Genomic DNA, 14,472 nt, shown 5'->3' on the forward strand with positions numbered 1-14,472 from the left:
GGGGTGGTGGAGCGGCGCCGCGCATACAGAGTGTCTGCGTTTGCACATGCCGCAACCACACCATTCATCGCAAAGTTCAATTGCGCTTTCAGCAAGCTTGTCCACGACTGCTGGAACGCCGTCGATGGCATTGCCGTCAGGGCTTCCGACGGTTGTCGACGCGTGTTGCCGTGTCCCCATGCGATGACGGAACGCACCGCCACGCTTCCACCCCTGCGCCAAGTACGCGAGACTTCGCTGCTGCACACGGCAATCCAGCGGGAGATTCAATGAGTTTGGCGCGACAGGGAGTCAGCTTCTTGATGGTCGGGCTCGGTCTGCTGACCGCCGACTGGGCTGTGTTCGTGGTGTTGACGGCGCTCGGCACGCCGGCGCCGGTGGCCAATGTTCTTGGGCGCATAACCGGTGCGCTGCTGGGCTTCTGGGCGAATGGCCGCTTCACGTTCGGCACACCCGATGCCACCCGGCTTGGCCCCCACCGGTTTTTGCGCTTCCTGGCCATGTGGCTGCCGTTGACCGTGCTCAGCACCCTTCTGGTCACGCTGGTGGAGGCGAAACTCGGCTTGCAGATGGCGTGGCTGGCAAAGCCAGCGGTCGAGGCGTGTCTTGCCGTCATCAGCTTCGTCGTTTCACGCCATTGGGTGTATCGGTAAGCGAGGCGCACCTATTCAATGCGCCCGCCGATTGATGCGTCGACGCCATCGTCGCCAGGCAGCGGGCAAGCTGCATGCACCAAAGCAACGGAACCCGTGCCAATGACAGAACAACGCGATCCGACCGATCTGGACTATCTCACCTGGGTGGCCGAGGGCAGGGCGGCGATGGTGCCCGCCGACGTCAGCGCCCGCTTGCTGGCGGCTGGGCTCCTGGTGCAGACCGATCGCGACAAGGTGGATCGTCAACGGTTCGAACTGAGCCCGGCCGGGCTGGACCATATCCGTTCGAGCGATCAATAGCGGACCGCGCCAATTTGCTTGCGACGTTTGGCAATGCGATGACCACTCGCCCGCCCTCCAACCGTTCGCACTGAGCGCAGCCCGCGCAGCGGGCGGAGTCGAAGCGCCATCCACACCATCATGAGAAGGGAATCGTGGGCAGGTTGCACTGCCCCGGCAATGCCATGGTTTGCGCCGTGAATGGGCGGTCATGCCAGCCACCATTGGTGACCCCATAACCGCTGCATCTCCTCTTTGAAAGGCCATTCCATGCATCGTCGCGATTTGTTGAAAGGCACCTTGATGGGCGCATTTGCGCTGGCACTCCGCCCCGGATTCGCGTGGGCGGCGTCTGTTGACGACACCACGGCACAGTTCACCGACCTGGAGCGCAAGCATGGCGGGCGGCTGGGTGTTTCCATTCTCGACACGCAGAGCGGCCGCCGCATCCAGCATCGCGCGGGCGAGCGCTTCCTGATGTGCAGCACGTTCAAGTGGCTTGCCGCTGCCGCCGTGCTGGCGCGGGTGGATAGCGGCAGGGAGCGACTCGATCGCCGCGTGGTCTACGGCAAGGACGTGTTGTTGGACTACGCGCCGGTCACCAGCAAGCACGTAGGCGCGCCGGGCCTGAGCGTGGCCGAGCTCTGCGCGGCTGCCGTGACCTTGAGCGACAACACCGCCGCCAATCTCCTGCTCGCCAGCATGGGTGGCCCCACCGCGGTCACCGCATTTGCGCGCAGCCTGGGCGATCAAACCACCCGGCTCGACCGCATCGAACCCGAGCTCAACCTGGGCAGCCCCGGCGACATCCGCGACACCGCCACGCCGGACGCCATGCTGGCGGACCTGCATTGCGTTTTGCTGGGTGACCGGCTTTCCGCTGGATCGCGGGACCTGCTGCTTCAATGGCTGCGCGGATGCACCACCGGCCTCGACGCCATCCGCGCCGGCCTTCCCGCAAACTGGACGGCCGGCGACAAGACCGGTAGCGGCAGCCAGGGTGAAACCAACGACGTGGCCATCATCTGGCCACCGCGGCGCAAACCGTTGCTGGTGACCGCGTATTACGCGGGTTCCCACGCCGAGCCGGCTGGACGCAAAACGGTGTTGGCGGCGGTGGGACGTATCGCGGCGTCGATGTAGCCGTCACTACGTTTTCCAGAAGCGAAGTGGTGATCGCCGTTGATGCACACCTGGCCGGATCCGTCCGCTCACGGTCCGGCACGGTGCTCGTTGGCTATCGCCCGGCTGTCTAGAGTGACGGCTCCCTCAACGATGGAGTCGTCCCATGTCCGATAACCCCGCCTTGCTGGTCATCGATGTGCAGCAATCGTTTCTGCATGCGCCGTACTGGCGCGAGGACGATGTGCCGGTGTTCCGCGAGAACCTGTTGAAGCTGATCGATGCGGCGGTCGCGCGCGGCTGGCCAGTGGTGCGCATCCTGCACGAGGATGGCGATGCACACTTTTCCGAGGCGTCGGGCCTGGTGAAACCGATGACGTGGGTGCCAGAGGCGCACGATGTGGTGTTCCGCAAGCAGGTGCACAACGCGTTCACCGGGACGCAACTGGAAGCCTGGCTGCGCGAACGTGGCATTGGGCGACTGATCGTCAGTGGCATCCGCACCGAGCAGTGTTGCGAAACCACCACGCGGGTCGCTTCCGATCTCGGCTTCGCCGTCGACTACGTCACCGAAGCCACGCTGACCTTCCCGATGGTCCACGCCGGCAGCGGCACTCGCTACGATGCGCAGGACATCAAGCAACGCACGGAACTGGTTCTGGATGGCCGCTTTGCCCGCATCTGCACCGTCGATGACGTCCTCGCCGATCACTGAGGTGTGCTTCGTGCTGCCGCCGGACCTGATCCTGCTGGATCTGGCCGGCGCGGCCGATGCGTTTCGCATCGCCGCGGCAATGGGCCTGCCGGTGCGTGTGCGGTTGATGGCGCCGGTGGCGGCGGGCGCGGCGGCGCCGACCGCGCTCGGTGTGGGTCTGGCCGGCGTCGAACCGCTGCCGGATGAACTGGGCGAGCACGTGCTGATCGTGGTGTGCGGCGCCGCCGGCAGCGCCGCGCAGTTGTTGTCATCGGCGCCCGGTAAGGCCGCGGTGGCCTGGTTGCGGCAACATGCCGTCGCCGGCCGATCGCTGGCCTGCGTCTGTTCCGGCGCGCTGCTGGCGGCCGCCGCCGGCTTGCTTGACGGACGGCGTTGCACCACGCACCACAGCCTGCTCGACGAGCTGCGCCAACTGGCTCCGGCGGCCGAAGTGCTGGACAGCCGCGTGTTCGTGGAAGACGGCGAAGTCTGCACCAGCGCCGGCATCACCGCTGGCATCGATCTCGCGCTGCACCTGATCGCCAAACTCGGCTCGCCGCGTCTGGCCGTTGCCGTGGCGCGGGAAATGGCCGTCTACATGCGCCGCGCCGCCGGTGACCCAGCGCTGTCGCCGTGGCTGGAAGGGCGCAACCACATGAACATGGCCATCCACCGCGTACAGGATGCATTGCTCAAGACGCCCGCGCAGGATTGGACACTGGCGCGGCTGGCTGACATCGGTCACCTCAGTGTGCGCAGCCTCACGAGGCACTTCCGCGAGGCCAGCGGCATGTCGGTCAACCGCTACCACGCGCGCCTGCGCGTGGCCTTGGCACGCCAGGCGCTGGCCAATGGCGACAACGTGGAACAGGCGGCCGAACGCGCCGGCCTGGGCTCGGCACGGCGACTGCGCCGCTTGTGGGCGGCGCATGCCGACGATCTTCCATCGTCGGTGCGGCAACGCGGTTGAGCGCCTGAATCAAGTTTTGCGTCTGCCGCTATTGAGCGTCAGCGCGACCGAAGACGAAGCTAGAACCCGTACTCGTCAGAAATGCCTGAGCATCCTCACGCCGCTGCGTTATGCTCAGTCGGAGTTCCGGGGGGAATGGATGACCACGCAACGCTGGCTGATAGCCGCCGCCTTCTGTATTGCCGCTACCGGCTGCAGCAAGACCGACGAGGAAAAACCGTCAACACGCCGCCCGCAACAGGCCGGCGCGACCAACCCGCTCGCCACCGTGGGCCACCTCGCCGGCATCGAAGCCGCCACCCTGACCGGCGACCAGCGCGCGGTCCAGGGCCACGTCAGCGCGATGCACAAGGACATGATGCGCTCCATGCATCTGCCCGACCCCTCCCGCCCCATCGACCACGAAGCAGCCCGCGCCGCCGTGCGCCCGCTGCATGGTGTGCAATCCAGCGTCTGGATCGACCGCAGCAATCTGCTGGTGATGGTCGGCGGCGGCCAGTACCGCAGCATGGCCACCATCGACCGCATCTGCCTCGCCCTGGAACCGCTGGGCGACACGCTGGGCGTGGTGGTCAACCTGCAGGACGTGACGGCAACCACGTCGGAAGGGGCGGATACGTTGTCGCGGAATTGCCAGTTGAGGGCAGGGGAGCGGGCGATGTTGCAGCAGAAGCGGCAGGTGGATGCGCTGGATCCGGAGGTGAGGCGGGTGTTTCGGGCGCAGCAAGGCAGGCGATAAGTGGCTCTGATCCGGTTTGCTAGCCGGAGATGAGTTAGAAAAAACAGAAATGCGTAGGGGACTGCCGTATGAAACTGATACACATCTCGATACACAACTTCCGGGGCATCATCGACGCTTCGATGTACTTCCATCCCTATACGCTGGTTGTGGGTGCGAACAATTCCGGGAAGAGCACGATCATTGATTGCATCCGGGCCTTCTACGAGAAAGATGGGTTTAAATTCAAGAAGGAAGCGGATTTCCCGCTCAAGGGTGCGGCGGATCAGGAGTCATGGATAGAACTGACGTTTGCACTCGCTGACCAAGAACACGATTCCCTGAAGGATGAATACAAGACTGCCAAGAAAACGCTGAAGGTTAGGAAGCTCTTTCAAACCGACGAGAAACTGCATGACGGCAAGAATGCCGCTGGCTCGATCCTTGGCTACAAGTCTGATGGCACGCTGTCTAATGAACCCTTCTATGGCGCGAAGAATGTTCAGAGCGGCAAGTTTGGCGACCTGATCTACATCCCGGCAATCAGCAAGGTCGATGAACACACCAAACTCAGTGGACCATCAGCCCTGCGCGACTTGATCACCAACATCATGTCGGATGTCGTGGAAGGGAGCGACGCTTACAAGACCTTGACGGATAGCGTTACCACCTTTGCCGCAAGCGTTCGCACAATCGAAACTGAAGATAAGCGCTCGCTATCGAACTTCGAAAATGACTTGAATGCTCTGCTTGCACCGTGGCAGACGAATTTCAACCTCAAATTCACCGCGCCTTCCACAGCGGAAATCATTAAATCGCTGCTCGGATGGGACATCCGCGACAACCATCATGAACAGCCGCAAGGCGTTGAGTACTTTGGCTCTGGCTTCCAGCGCCACTTCGTCTATTCACTGATTCAGCTTGGCGCAAAGTACGTGCCACAGAAGGTTGCGAAGAAGGCAAAGGACTTTGCCCCTTCCTTGAATCTAGTGCTCTTTGAAGAGCCGGAGGCATTCCTGCATCCGCCTCAACAGGAAGATCTGGCCCGTAACCTGATCAAGGTAAGTGAGGCAGCTGATTGGCAAATCGTCTGCCCTACCCATTCAGCGCACTTCGTAAGTAGAAATGCCATGCGGATTCCGACCATCATTCGGGCACGACGAGCGGATGGCATCGTGTCCACCTTCCAAATTGACGAGGCGCTATGGAACAACATCGTTGATGCTAATCACGCGATCCAGCACGTTGCAGCGAAATATCCCAACGTACTGAAGACCATGCAGGCTGATGACCTAAAACCTGAGATGGAGTCCGTGAAATTCTTCTTGTGGCTCAATCCTGACCGGGCGGGAATGCTGTTTGCACAACATGTTTTGCTGGTCGAGGGACCAAGCGAGACTGCCTTGATTAACCGGTTGCTGGATGACGGCAAGCTGGCTTTGCCCCAAGGCACGTATGTCATGGACTGTCTCGGCAAATACAACATTCACCGTTTCATGAATCTACTGAGCGGTCTCGGTGTTGTGCATGCGGTGCTGCACGATGACGACAACAATGCAAACGAGCATCAGGAACTCAATCAGCTGATTGCGGATTCGAAGGACGCCAACTTTACGCACGCGGTCATCACGATACCGAAAGATCTTGAAGACGTGCTCGGCGTTACCTCACCTGGTGCCAGCCACAGAAAGCCTCAGCACTTGTTGTATTGCTATGCCACCAATCAAATTGACAATGCGAAGCTGACCGGGTTCTGCGAGATAGTTCAGTCCTGCTTTGTGCCGCGTACATGAGCGGCAGAGCCATAAACAAGAACGGCGCCGTGTTCCTGCGGCACCGTTCTTGTTTCCAGTCTCTGGATGATCAGCTCTGTTGTTGAAAAGCGATTCCGGCCTTTGCCGGAATGACGAGCTTCAGAGTGCCTCGAAAATCCCCGCCGCACCCATGCCGGTGCCGATGCACATCGTCACCATGCCGTACTTCTGCTTCCTCCGGCGCATGCCGTGCACCAGCGTGGCGATACGCACCGCGCCGGTGGCACCGAGCGGATGGCCGAGTGCGATGGCGCCGCCGAGTGGGTTGACCTTGCTGGGGTCGAGCTTGAGGTCGCCCATCACGGCCAGCGCCTGGGCGGCGAAGGCTTCATTGAGTTCGATCCAGTCGAGCTGATCCTGGGTGATGCCGGTTTGGGCGAGGGCTTTCGGAATGGCTTCCTTCGGGCCGATGCCCATGACTTCGGGCGGGACGCCGGCGACGGAGAAGCCGACGAAGCGGGCGAGGGGCTGCAGGTTGTATTGCTTGATGGCTTTTTCGCTGGCGAGCAGCACGGCGCCGGCGCCGTCGGACATCTGGCTGGAGTTGCCTGCGGTGACGGTGCCGCCGAACTGGCCGTTGCGGAATACGGTGCGCAGTTTGGCCAGCACTTCCGGGGTGGTGCCGGCGCGCGGGCCTTCGTCCTGGTCGATGACGCGGTTGTCGGTGGTGATGTCGCGGCTGGCGAGATCCGGGTAGTGGTCGTCGAGCTGGAATGGGGTGATCTCGTCCTTGAATTCGCCGGCGGCCTGGGCGGCCAGGGCTCGGCGGTGGCTTTCGACTGCGAACGCGTCCTGCTGCTCGCGGCTGACCTTCCACTGCTTGGCCACGTTCTCGGCGGTGATGCCCATGCCGTAGGCGATGCCGATGTTCTCGTCCTGGAAGATCGCCGGGTTCATGGCGACCTTGTGGCCCATCATCGGGACCATGCTCATGCTTTCGGTGCCGCCGGCGAGCATCAGGTCGTCCAGGCCCAGGCGGATGCGGTCGGCGGCCATCGCCACCGATTGCAGACCGGAGGAGCAGAAGCGGTTGACGGTGACGCCGGGCACGGTGTGCGGCAGGCCGGCCAGCAGCAGGCCGATGCGCGCCACGTTCATGCCTTGCTCGGCCTCGGGCATGGCGCAGCCGATGATGACGTCGCCGATCTGGTGCGGGTCGATGTCGGGGTATTGCGCCATCACGCTGCGGATCACGTGGGCGAGCATGTCGTCCGGGCGGGTGTTGCGGAACACGCCGCGCGGCGCCTTGCCGACCGGGGTGCGGGTGGCGGCGACGATGTAGGCGTCTTGCACTTGCTTGGTCATGGGATTTGCTCCGTGGCGTCGCGCAGGGATGCGGCGACGCGTCTTGGTTTTTGTTCGTCATTCCAGCGAAAGCTGGAACCCAGTGCCTTTGGTGGTGCCTTGAGTCGCTGGATCCCGGCTTTCGCCGGGATGACGGTGTGGAGGGTCGTGATCAGTTCCTGAGCGGCTTGCCGGTGGTCATGGTGTGGGCGATGCGAGCCTGGGTTTTCTCCGTTTTCGCCAGCTCCACGAAATGCTTGCGCTCCAGTGCCAGCAGCCATTCCTCATCCACCGTCGAGCCGCGCTCGATCACGCCGCCACACAGGGTGTCGGCGATGCGCGATGCGATGTCGACGTCGTGTTCGGAGGCGAAGTAGCCGGCTTGCAGGTTGGCCAGCGAGGCCTTGAACGTGGCGGTGCCGACGTCGCCGGCGACAGTGACATGGGCGGGCAGGGGTGGGCGGTAGCCGGCCTCGGCCAGTGACAGCGCCACCTTCCTGGCGACGTACAGCAGTTCGTAGGCGTTGAACACGACCACGTCGCTGTCGCGCAGCAGGCCCATGTTCTTAGCTTCGATGGCGCTGGGGGAAACCTTGGCCATCGCCACGGTTTCGAACACCTTCTTCAACTCCTCGAACGGGTCGGCCGGATTCGCCTTGGACGCGCGCACGGCCAGCTCATGCAGGCCGCCGCCAGCGGGCAGCAGGCCGACGCCGGCCTCGACCAGGCCGATGTAGCTTTCGAGTGCGGCAACCGTCCGGGCGGAATGCATCTGGAATTCGCAGCCGCCACCGAAGGCCATGCCGCGCACGGCGGACACGACCGGCACCAGGGCGTGCTTGATCGCCATGCTGGTGCGCTGGAAGTTAGCGACCATGTGCTCGAAGTCGTCGAACTTGCCGTCCTTCAGCAGGCCCAGCGCGCCCTTCAGGTCCGCGCCGGCGGAGAACGGTTCGCCGGTCTGCCAGATCACCACGGCCTTGAGCTTTTCCTCGGCCAGCTTGATCGCGTGCTGGATGCCGTCAAGCACGTGGTCGTTGACGGTGTTCATCTTGGTCTTGAACGAGATGATGCCGACGCCGTCGTCGCCCAGCGTCCACAGGCGCACGCCGTCGTTTTCCCACACGGTGGTGCCGGTATCGAACGTCTCACCCAGGATCGGATCGGGGAACAACTGGCGCTGGTAGACCGGGTGCTGCGAACGCGGCTTGTCGGCGTTGGCGCTGGCCGAGTACGAACCGTCCTTGCCGTGCACGCCCTTGCGGCCGTCGGTGACCCAGGCGGGCAGGGGCGCGTTGCTCATCGCCTTGCCGGCCTTGATGTCTTCGTTGATCCATTCGGCAATTTGCTGCCAGCCGGCGGCCTGCCAAGTCTCGAACGGGCCGAGCTTCCAACCGTAGCCCCAGCGAATCGCGAAATCCACGTCGCGCGCGGTGTCGGCGATGTCAGCCAGGTGATAGGCGGTGTAGTGGAACAGGTCGCGGAAGCTGGCCCACAGGAACTGCGCCTGCGGGTCGCTGGAGGCGCGCAGCTTGCCGAACTTCTCGGCCGGGTCCTTTACGCCCAAGATCGCGGCGACTTCATCGGACGGATTCTGTTCGGACGGACGGAAGTCCTGCTTGGCCACATCCAACACCTGGATGTCCTTGCCGACCTTCTTGTAGAAGCCGCCGCCGGTCTTCTGGCCCAGCGCGCCCTTGTCGAGCAGGCCCTGCAGCCACACCGGCGCCTTGAAGTACTGGTGCCACGGATCGTCCGGCAGGGTATCGGCCATGGTCTTGATGACGTGGGCCATGGTGTCCAGGCCGACCACGTCAGCGGTGCGGTAGGTGGCACTCTTCGGGCGGCCCACGGCCGGGCCAGTCAGCGCGTCGACGGTGTCGAAGCCGAGCTTGAATTGCTCGGTGTGATGCATGGTGGCGAGCATCGAGAACACGCCGATGCGGTTGCCGATGAAGTTGGGCGTGTCCTTGGCGATTACCACGCCCTTGCCGACGGTGGTGACCAGGAAGGCTTCGAGGCCGTCCAGCACGTTCTTGTCGGTGAGTTTGGTCGGGATCAGTTCGACCAGATGCATGTAGCGCGGCGGGTTGAAGAAGTGCACGCCGCTGAAGCGGTGGCGCATTTCCTCGGGCAACGCTTCGGCCAGCTTGTTGATCGAGAGGCCGGAGGTGTTGGAGGCGATGATCGCGGTCTTCGACAGGTGACCGGCGATCTTCTTGTACAGGTCGAGCTTCCAGTCCATCCGTTCGGCGATCGCCTCGATCACCAGGTCGACATCTTTCAGATGATCGAGGTCATCGTCGTAATTGGCCGGGATGATCGAGGCGGCCAGCGCCTTGTCGGCCAGCGGAGCGGGCGACAGCTTGGCCAGGTTGGCAATCGCCTTCAGCGCGATGCCGCTCTTGGGGCCTTCCTTCGCGGGCAGGTCGAACAACACGGTTTCAACGCCGGCGTTGGTCAGGTGCGCGGCGATCTGCGCGCCCATGACACCGGCGCCCAGCACGGCGGCCTTGCGGATGCGCAGCGCGGAAGGCGTCGAGGGGGATTGGCGGGGGGATGTAGTCATTGGCTTCTCCGAAAGTACCGACATGAAGTGCCGAGCGAGGTCCGGACTGACGCACCCGGTTCTAGGGATGGGTGAGCCCGGCGACGGCGAAACGAATAAGGTGCTGGATGGTTTGTTCGAGATGTACGCCCTCGCTGACATCCTGCTTGCGCTGGATCATGCCGAAGCCGGACATGGCGTGAGTCAGCGCGCCGGTGACCAGGTCGATGCGCCAGTACAGCTCCTCCTTGCTGAGATGCGGCAGCAGGCGGGCGAACTCGGCGGTGAACTGGCGCATCACGTGGCCGTAGTTCTCGGACAGGAACTGGCGCAGCGAGTCGTCGTGTTCGGCAAAGGCCCGCGCCAGTACGCGCATGAAGAGCGAGCCGCTATCCTCGTGGGACAGCTTCAGCGCAGGGCGGATAAACGCGTCCAGCACGTCCTCGAGGCGGTCGTTGCCGCTTTCCCTGGCATTGCCCAGTGCAGCGAGTCGTTGTGCGTTGAGCGTGTCCAGCCGGCGCCGGAAGACCTGTTCGACAAGCTTGTCCTTGGAGCCGAAGTGGTAGTTCACTGCGGCCAGGTTCACGCCGGCAGCGGCGGTCAGCTGGCGTAATGACGCGCCTTCGAAACCGCGTTGGGCAAACAGGACTTCGGCGGCGCCGAGTATGCGGTCCTTGGTCGAGCTTGAGCGATTCACGATAGCTTCCATCCGTCAGCGGTGAACAGGCGTTCAAACGATCGTTTGAGCATACGCGGCCCACTTCACGAACGTCAAACCGCCTCACTACTTGCAAACTGCATATGACTTGCGTATGAGCTAGAATCTGTCAGACTTTCCGGGGCTAAACCCTCAATCCTTGTAAGGTTTACGTCACCGCCGGCCGTTCTGGCCGACCCTCTTTATCTTTTTTATCCGTCACCGGAGCAGATTCGTATGGCGCTGGAGCGCACCCTTTCCATCATCAAACCCGATGCCGTCGCCAAGAACGTCATCGGCCAGATCTACGCCCGTTTCGAAAAGGCCGGCCTGAAGATCGTCGCTGCCAAAATGAAACAGCTGTCGCGCCAGGAGGCCGAAGGCTTCTACGCGGTCCATCGCGAGCGCCCGTTCTTCAAGGCTCTGGTTGATTTCATGATTTCCGGCCCGGTGGTGATCACCGCGCTGGAAGGCGAGAACGCCGTGCTGGCTCATCGCGACCTGATGGGTGCCACCAATCCGAAGGAAGCGGCGCCGGGCACGATCCGCGCGGATTTTGCTGATTCCATCGACGCCAACGCGGTGCATGGCTCCGACGCCGTGGAAACCGCCAAGGTGGAAATCGCGTATTTCTTCGCCGCGACGGACGTCCTGTCGCGCTGAGCGATCCCCTGTTTGTGAGGCATGCGTTGTGAACCAGGTTGTGGTCAATCCACCCGAAAAGGTCAATCTGCTCGACTTCGATCGCCGGGGTCTGCGTGATTTCTTCACGCAAATCGGCGAGAAGCCGTATCGGGCCGAGCAGGTGATGAAGTGGATCTACCACGATCTGGAAGACAACTTCGAAAACATGACCGACGTGGGCAAGGCGCTGCGCGCCAAGCTCACCGAGGTCTGCTACATCGGCGCGCCGAAGACGCTGTTGGACAAGGTGGCTACCGACGGCACGCACAAGTGGCTGCTGGGCATGGACTCCGGCAACGCGATCGAGACGGTGTACATCCCCGAGCCGACGCGCGGCACCTTGTGTGTGTCCTCGCAGATCGGCTGCGCGCTCAACTGCAGCTTCTGCTCCACCGGCGCACAGGGTTTCAACCGCAACCTGTCCACCGCCGAGATCATCGGCCAGGTCTGGGTGGCGGCAAAACAGCTGGGCAACGTCACCCACCAGAACCGCCGCATCACCAACGTGGTGATGATGGGCATGGGCGAGCCGCTGGCCAATTTCGACAACGTAGTCAGGGCGATGCACCTGATGCGCGACGACCTGGGCTTCGGCCTGGCGGCCAAGCGCGTGACGCTTTCCACGGCGGGCATGGTGCCGCTGATCGACCAGCTTTCGGCGCAGATCGACGTCTCGCTGGCGGTATCGCTGCATGCGGCCAATGACGAGTTGCGCACGGAATTGATGCCGATCAACAAGCGCTATCCGATCGCCGAGCTGCTGGCGGCGTGCCAGCGCTGGATCGCGCGCAAGCCGCGCACCTCGATCACCTTTGAATACACCTTGATGAAGGGCATCAACGACCAGCCCGAGCATGCTCGCCAGCTGATCAAGCTGATGCGCAAATTGCCCACCTGCAAGGTCAATCTCATTCCGTTCAACCCGTTCCCGGGCACCCAGTACCAGCGCTCGGACGCCAACGACATCCACGATTTCCAGACGCGGCTGCTCAACGCCGGCGTACTTACCATGCTGCGCCGCACCCGCGGTGACGACATCGATGCCGCGTGCGGGCAGTTGGCGGGGCAGGTGACGGACCGCACCCGGCGCAGCGCCGATATTCGCAAGCGGCAGGACGAGGGGACATTGCATGCGAGCTGAGCGGGTCCTGGTTGTTGCCTTGGCGTTGACCCTGGCGGGCTGTGTCACGACGCACACCAACAGCAGTGCGTTGGGGGCGCACATGCCCAAGACGTCCAAGGCCCAACAGGCCGTCGATGCGGCGCGGGTACATACCGAACTGGGCCAGCGCTACATGGCCAACGGCGACCTGCAGGAAGCGCTTGGCAAACTGACCAAGGCGCTGCAGTTCGATCCCGATTACGTGCCCGCGCACACCGTCATCGCGGTGCTGTATGAGCGGATCAACAAGCTTCCCGAAGCCGAGCAGCATTACCGCAAGGCGGTTGCGCTGGATCCGACCAAGGGTGCGCCGAACAACAACCTCGGCGCCTTCCTTTGCCATACCGGCAGGGGCGGCGAAGCGATCGGTTATTTCCGCAAGGCTGTTACCGATCCCTTCTATCAAACCCCGGATGTGGCACTGACCAACGCCGGGGTGTGCCAGATGCAGATGAGCGACTCGAAGGGTGCGGAACAGAGCTTTCGTGACGCGCTCGTGCGTAACCCCAAGAACGCCGAGGCACTATATCAACTGGCAAACTTGCTTTTTTTGAGCAATGATGCCTTTCACGCCCGCGCGTTTCTGCAACGCCGGGAGGGGCTGGGCGCGGCTGACGCCGCGACCTTGAAACTCGGTCACGATATCGAATCTCGTCTGGGCGACCTGGAAGGCGCTCGCACTTACAATCAGCGTCTGCAAAGCCGTTTCCCGGACTCGGAACAGGCGCGTGCTCTGGACAACAACGTCAGCCAATGACCATGCAACCCAATTTCCCTGGCCAGGATGCCAGCGAGTCGATCGTCTTTGATGCTCCCCAAAATGCGGAGCCGGCTTCAGCAGCAACCCTGGGAAGCCCCAGTTTCGGCGCCCTTTTGTGTGAGGCGCGTGAAGCGCGGGGACTGGAAATCGAAGCCTGCGCCCACGCACTCAGATTGCCGGTCCGGATGTTGCGGCGGCTGGAGCGCGACGATTATCAGGACATCGATTCCAAGGTCTATCTGGCCGGTTACATCGGTAAATACGGCCATTATCTCGAAATGGATCCGGCGCTGATCCAGACCGAGCTCGACCGCATCAAGCAGACCGAGCCCACACTGGTGGCCACCGGCGGCATTTCGCATTCACGTTTTCTGCTCGACCGTTACGCGACGGCCGCCACGTATGTGGTGCTGACCGCCGTCATCGTGGTACCGATGGTGTGGATGGGTGTGCGCGGCACGCTCAATCGCGACCTCAGCCATCTAGCTCCCCTGGATGCGACGCCGGTTGCGCAGGTTGATGCCCCGGAATCCGCCGTGAATGACGCAGCCCGGCTGCCCAGTCACGTGGCGCTGCCGCCTCCGGTGCAGGAACAACCCCTGCTTGCCTCGATGGCCGCTTTTCCGAACCTCGACAGCAGCGCGGCATCGAAGAAGCCGTCTGTCCTGGCCCCGCCCGCGGCGGTCGAGACAGGTGTGGGCGGCCACAACCTCGAGCTCAGCCTCACCTCCGCCAGTTGGGTCGAAGTGACCGATGCGGCCGGCGTACGGCTGGAATACGGTCTGCTGCCCGCGGGCAGCCACAAGATCTATCAGAGTGACAAGCCGCTCGACGTGCGCATCGGGAACGTTTCCGGCGCCAGCGCCACCATCGATGGGCAGCCGGTTGGCCTCGACGATTTCCGTCACGCCAACGTCGCGCACTTCAGCGTTGAAATCCGCGACGGCAAGGCCACCCCGACCGCCCTCTGATCCACGCGCCCGGCTCCGTCCGGGTGCCACATTTCGGTTATGCTTGCCCATTGCCCGCCCGGTACCGAGCGGTATCGGTGGGCTTTTTGCTTTTATCTTCCACGCCGGCTTCC

The 14,472-nt window shown here is 62.9% G+C and carries 14 protein-coding genes; 11 read left to right on the forward strand and 3 right to left on the reverse strand.

Translation table 11 applies throughout. The annotated features are described in order from the left end of the window. The first annotated feature begins 269 nt into the window (after window positions 1-269). The 7 genes from ACFPK0_RS08550 to ACFPK0_RS08580 all read left to right on the forward strand — a co-directional run bounded on the left by ACFPK0_RS08550 (window position 270) and on the right by ACFPK0_RS08580 (window position 6,232). Window positions 270-653, forward strand: coding sequence for a GtrA family protein (locus ACFPK0_RS08550; RefSeq protein ID WP_056079176.1), 384 nt, complete (start codon window positions 270-272; stop codon window positions 651-653). A gap of 102 nt (window positions 654-755) precedes the next feature. Then, entirely contained in the window at window positions 756-956 is a 201-nt protein-coding gene (locus ACFPK0_RS08555; protein ID WP_056079173.1) for a hypothetical protein, read from the forward strand. 249 nt (window positions 957-1,205) lie between these two features. Then, window positions 1,206-2,078 (forward strand): class A beta-lactamase, encoded by an 873-nt coding sequence (gene bla, locus ACFPK0_RS08560; protein WP_377339808.1) that lies wholly within the window; start codon window positions 1,206-1,208, stop codon window positions 2,076-2,078. A gap of 145 nt (window positions 2,079-2,223) precedes the next feature. Continuing rightward, window positions 2,224-2,772 carry a cysteine hydrolase family protein gene (locus tag ACFPK0_RS08565; RefSeq protein ID WP_377339810.1) on the forward strand — a complete coding sequence of 183 codons (549 nt, stop codon included), beginning with the start codon at window positions 2,224-2,226 and terminating at the stop codon, window positions 2,770-2,772. After that, on the forward strand, window positions 2,720-3,721 hold the full coding sequence (locus tag ACFPK0_RS08570) for a GlxA family transcriptional regulator (protein WP_377339813.1): 1,002 nt from the start codon (window positions 2,720-2,722) through the stop codon (window positions 3,719-3,721). Before ACFPK0_RS08565 ends, ACFPK0_RS08570 begins: the two co-directional genes overlap by 53 nt. Next, the gene (locus ACFPK0_RS08575; RefSeq protein ID WP_377339815.1) at window positions 3,681-4,460 is read left to right on the forward strand and encodes a hypothetical protein; all 780 of its coding nucleotides are present in this window, start codon (window positions 3,681-3,683) and stop codon (window positions 4,458-4,460) included. Before ACFPK0_RS08570 ends, ACFPK0_RS08575 begins: the two co-directional genes overlap by 41 nt. A gap of 68 nt (window positions 4,461-4,528) precedes the next feature. Continuing rightward, window positions 4,529-6,232 carry an ATP-dependent nuclease gene (locus tag ACFPK0_RS08580; protein ID WP_377339817.1) on the forward strand — a complete coding sequence of 568 codons (1,704 nt, stop codon included), beginning with the start codon at window positions 4,529-4,531 and terminating at the stop codon, window positions 6,230-6,232. 120 nt (window positions 6,233-6,352) lie between these two features. Here ACFPK0_RS08580 and ACFPK0_RS08585 read toward each other — a convergent pair whose 3' ends face one another. From ACFPK0_RS08585 to ACFPK0_RS08595, 3 genes are all read right to left on the reverse strand, one after another. Continuing rightward, window positions 6,353-7,558, reverse strand: coding sequence for an acetyl-CoA C-acyltransferase (locus tag ACFPK0_RS08585; RefSeq protein WP_377339820.1), 1,206 nt, complete (start codon window positions 7,556-7,558; stop codon window positions 6,353-6,355). 151 nt (window positions 7,559-7,709) lie between these two features. Next, complete coding sequence (locus ACFPK0_RS08590) at window positions 7,710-10,106, reverse strand: 3-hydroxyacyl-CoA dehydrogenase/enoyl-CoA hydratase family protein (protein WP_377339823.1); 2,397 nt, start codon at window positions 10,104-10,106, stop codon at window positions 7,710-7,712. A 61-nt stretch (window positions 10,107-10,167) separates the two neighbouring features. Further along, the gene (locus ACFPK0_RS08595; protein ID WP_056079143.1) at window positions 10,168-10,794 is read right to left on the reverse strand and encodes a TetR/AcrR family transcriptional regulator; all 627 of its coding nucleotides are present in this window, start codon (window positions 10,792-10,794) and stop codon (window positions 10,168-10,170) included. 225 nt (window positions 10,795-11,019) lie between these two features. Here ACFPK0_RS08595 and ndk point away from each other — a divergent pair, with 225 nt between their 5' ends. Genes ndk through ACFPK0_RS08615 form a run of 4 tightly spaced genes read left to right on the forward strand, consistent with a single transcriptional unit; the run spans window position 11,020 to window position 14,359 of the window. Then, window positions 11,020-11,445, forward strand: a complete 426-nt coding sequence (gene ndk / locus ACFPK0_RS08600; protein ID WP_056079141.1) for a nucleoside-diphosphate kinase — start codon at window positions 11,020-11,022, stop codon at window positions 11,443-11,445. A 28-nt stretch (window positions 11,446-11,473) separates the two neighbouring features. Continuing rightward, window positions 11,474-12,607 (forward strand): dual-specificity RNA methyltransferase RlmN, encoded by a 1,134-nt coding sequence (gene rlmN, locus ACFPK0_RS08605; protein ID WP_377339826.1) that lies wholly within the window; start codon window positions 11,474-11,476, stop codon window positions 12,605-12,607. 19 nt (window positions 12,608-12,626) lie between these two features. Beyond that, the gene (pilW, locus tag ACFPK0_RS08610) at window positions 12,627-13,385 is read left to right on the forward strand and encodes a type IV pilus biogenesis/stability protein PilW (protein WP_235577506.1); all 759 of its coding nucleotides are present in this window, start codon (window positions 12,627-12,629) and stop codon (window positions 13,383-13,385) included. A gap of 2 nt (window positions 13,386-13,387) precedes the next feature. Further along, window positions 13,388-14,359 carry a helix-turn-helix domain-containing protein gene (locus tag ACFPK0_RS08615; RefSeq protein ID WP_377339829.1) on the forward strand — a complete coding sequence of 324 codons (972 nt, stop codon included), beginning with the start codon at window positions 13,388-13,390 and terminating at the stop codon, window positions 14,357-14,359. The last annotated feature ends 113 nt before the right edge of the window (window positions 14,360-14,472 follow it).

The organism is Rhodanobacter ginsenosidimutans, from assembly GCF_042655685.1.
GTDB classification, from domain to species: Bacteria; Pseudomonadota; Gammaproteobacteria; order Xanthomonadales; family Rhodanobacteraceae; genus Rhodanobacter; species Rhodanobacter ginsenosidimutans.

What these genes read in the sequence shown, in the direction of transcription:
- ACFPK0_RS08615 (WP_377339829.1), top strand. Translation starts at nt 13,388, where the DNA reads ATGCAACCCAATTTCCCTGGCCAGGATGCCAGCGAGTCGATCGTCTTT.
- ACFPK0_RS08595 (WP_056079143.1), bottom strand. Translation starts at nt 10,794, where the DNA reads ATGGAAGCTATCGTGAATCGCTCAAGCTCGACCAAGGACCGCATACTC.
- ACFPK0_RS08590 (WP_377339823.1), bottom strand. Translation starts at nt 10,106, where the DNA reads ATGACTACATCCCCCCGCCAATCCCCCTCGACGCCTTCCGCGCTGCGC.
- ACFPK0_RS08550 (WP_056079176.1), top strand. Translation starts at nt 270, where the DNA reads ATGAGTTTGGCGCGACAGGGAGTCAGCTTCTTGATGGTCGGGCTCGGT.
- ACFPK0_RS08585 (WP_377339820.1), bottom strand. Translation starts at nt 7,558, where the DNA reads ATGACCAAGCAAGTGCAAGACGCCTACATCGTCGCCGCCACCCGCACC.
- ACFPK0_RS08580 (WP_377339817.1), top strand. Translation starts at nt 4,529, where the DNA reads ATGAAACTGATACACATCTCGATACACAACTTCCGGGGCATCATCGAC.
- bla (WP_377339808.1), top strand. Translation starts at nt 1,206, where the DNA reads ATGCATCGTCGCGATTTGTTGAAAGGCACCTTGATGGGCGCATTTGCG.
- ACFPK0_RS08570 (WP_377339813.1), top strand. Translation starts at nt 2,720, where the DNA reads ATGGCCGCTTTGCCCGCATCTGCACCGTCGATGACGTCCTCGCCGATC.
- ndk (WP_056079141.1), top strand. Translation starts at nt 11,020, where the DNA reads ATGGCGCTGGAGCGCACCCTTTCCATCATCAAACCCGATGCCGTCGCC.
- ACFPK0_RS08555 (WP_056079173.1), top strand. Translation starts at nt 756, where the DNA reads ATGACAGAACAACGCGATCCGACCGATCTGGACTATCTCACCTGGGTG.
- ACFPK0_RS08565 (WP_377339810.1), top strand. Translation starts at nt 2,224, where the DNA reads ATGTCCGATAACCCCGCCTTGCTGGTCATCGATGTGCAGCAATCGTTT.
- ACFPK0_RS08575 (WP_377339815.1), top strand. Translation starts at nt 3,681, where the DNA reads ATGCCGACGATCTTCCATCGTCGGTGCGGCAACGCGGTTGAGCGCCTG.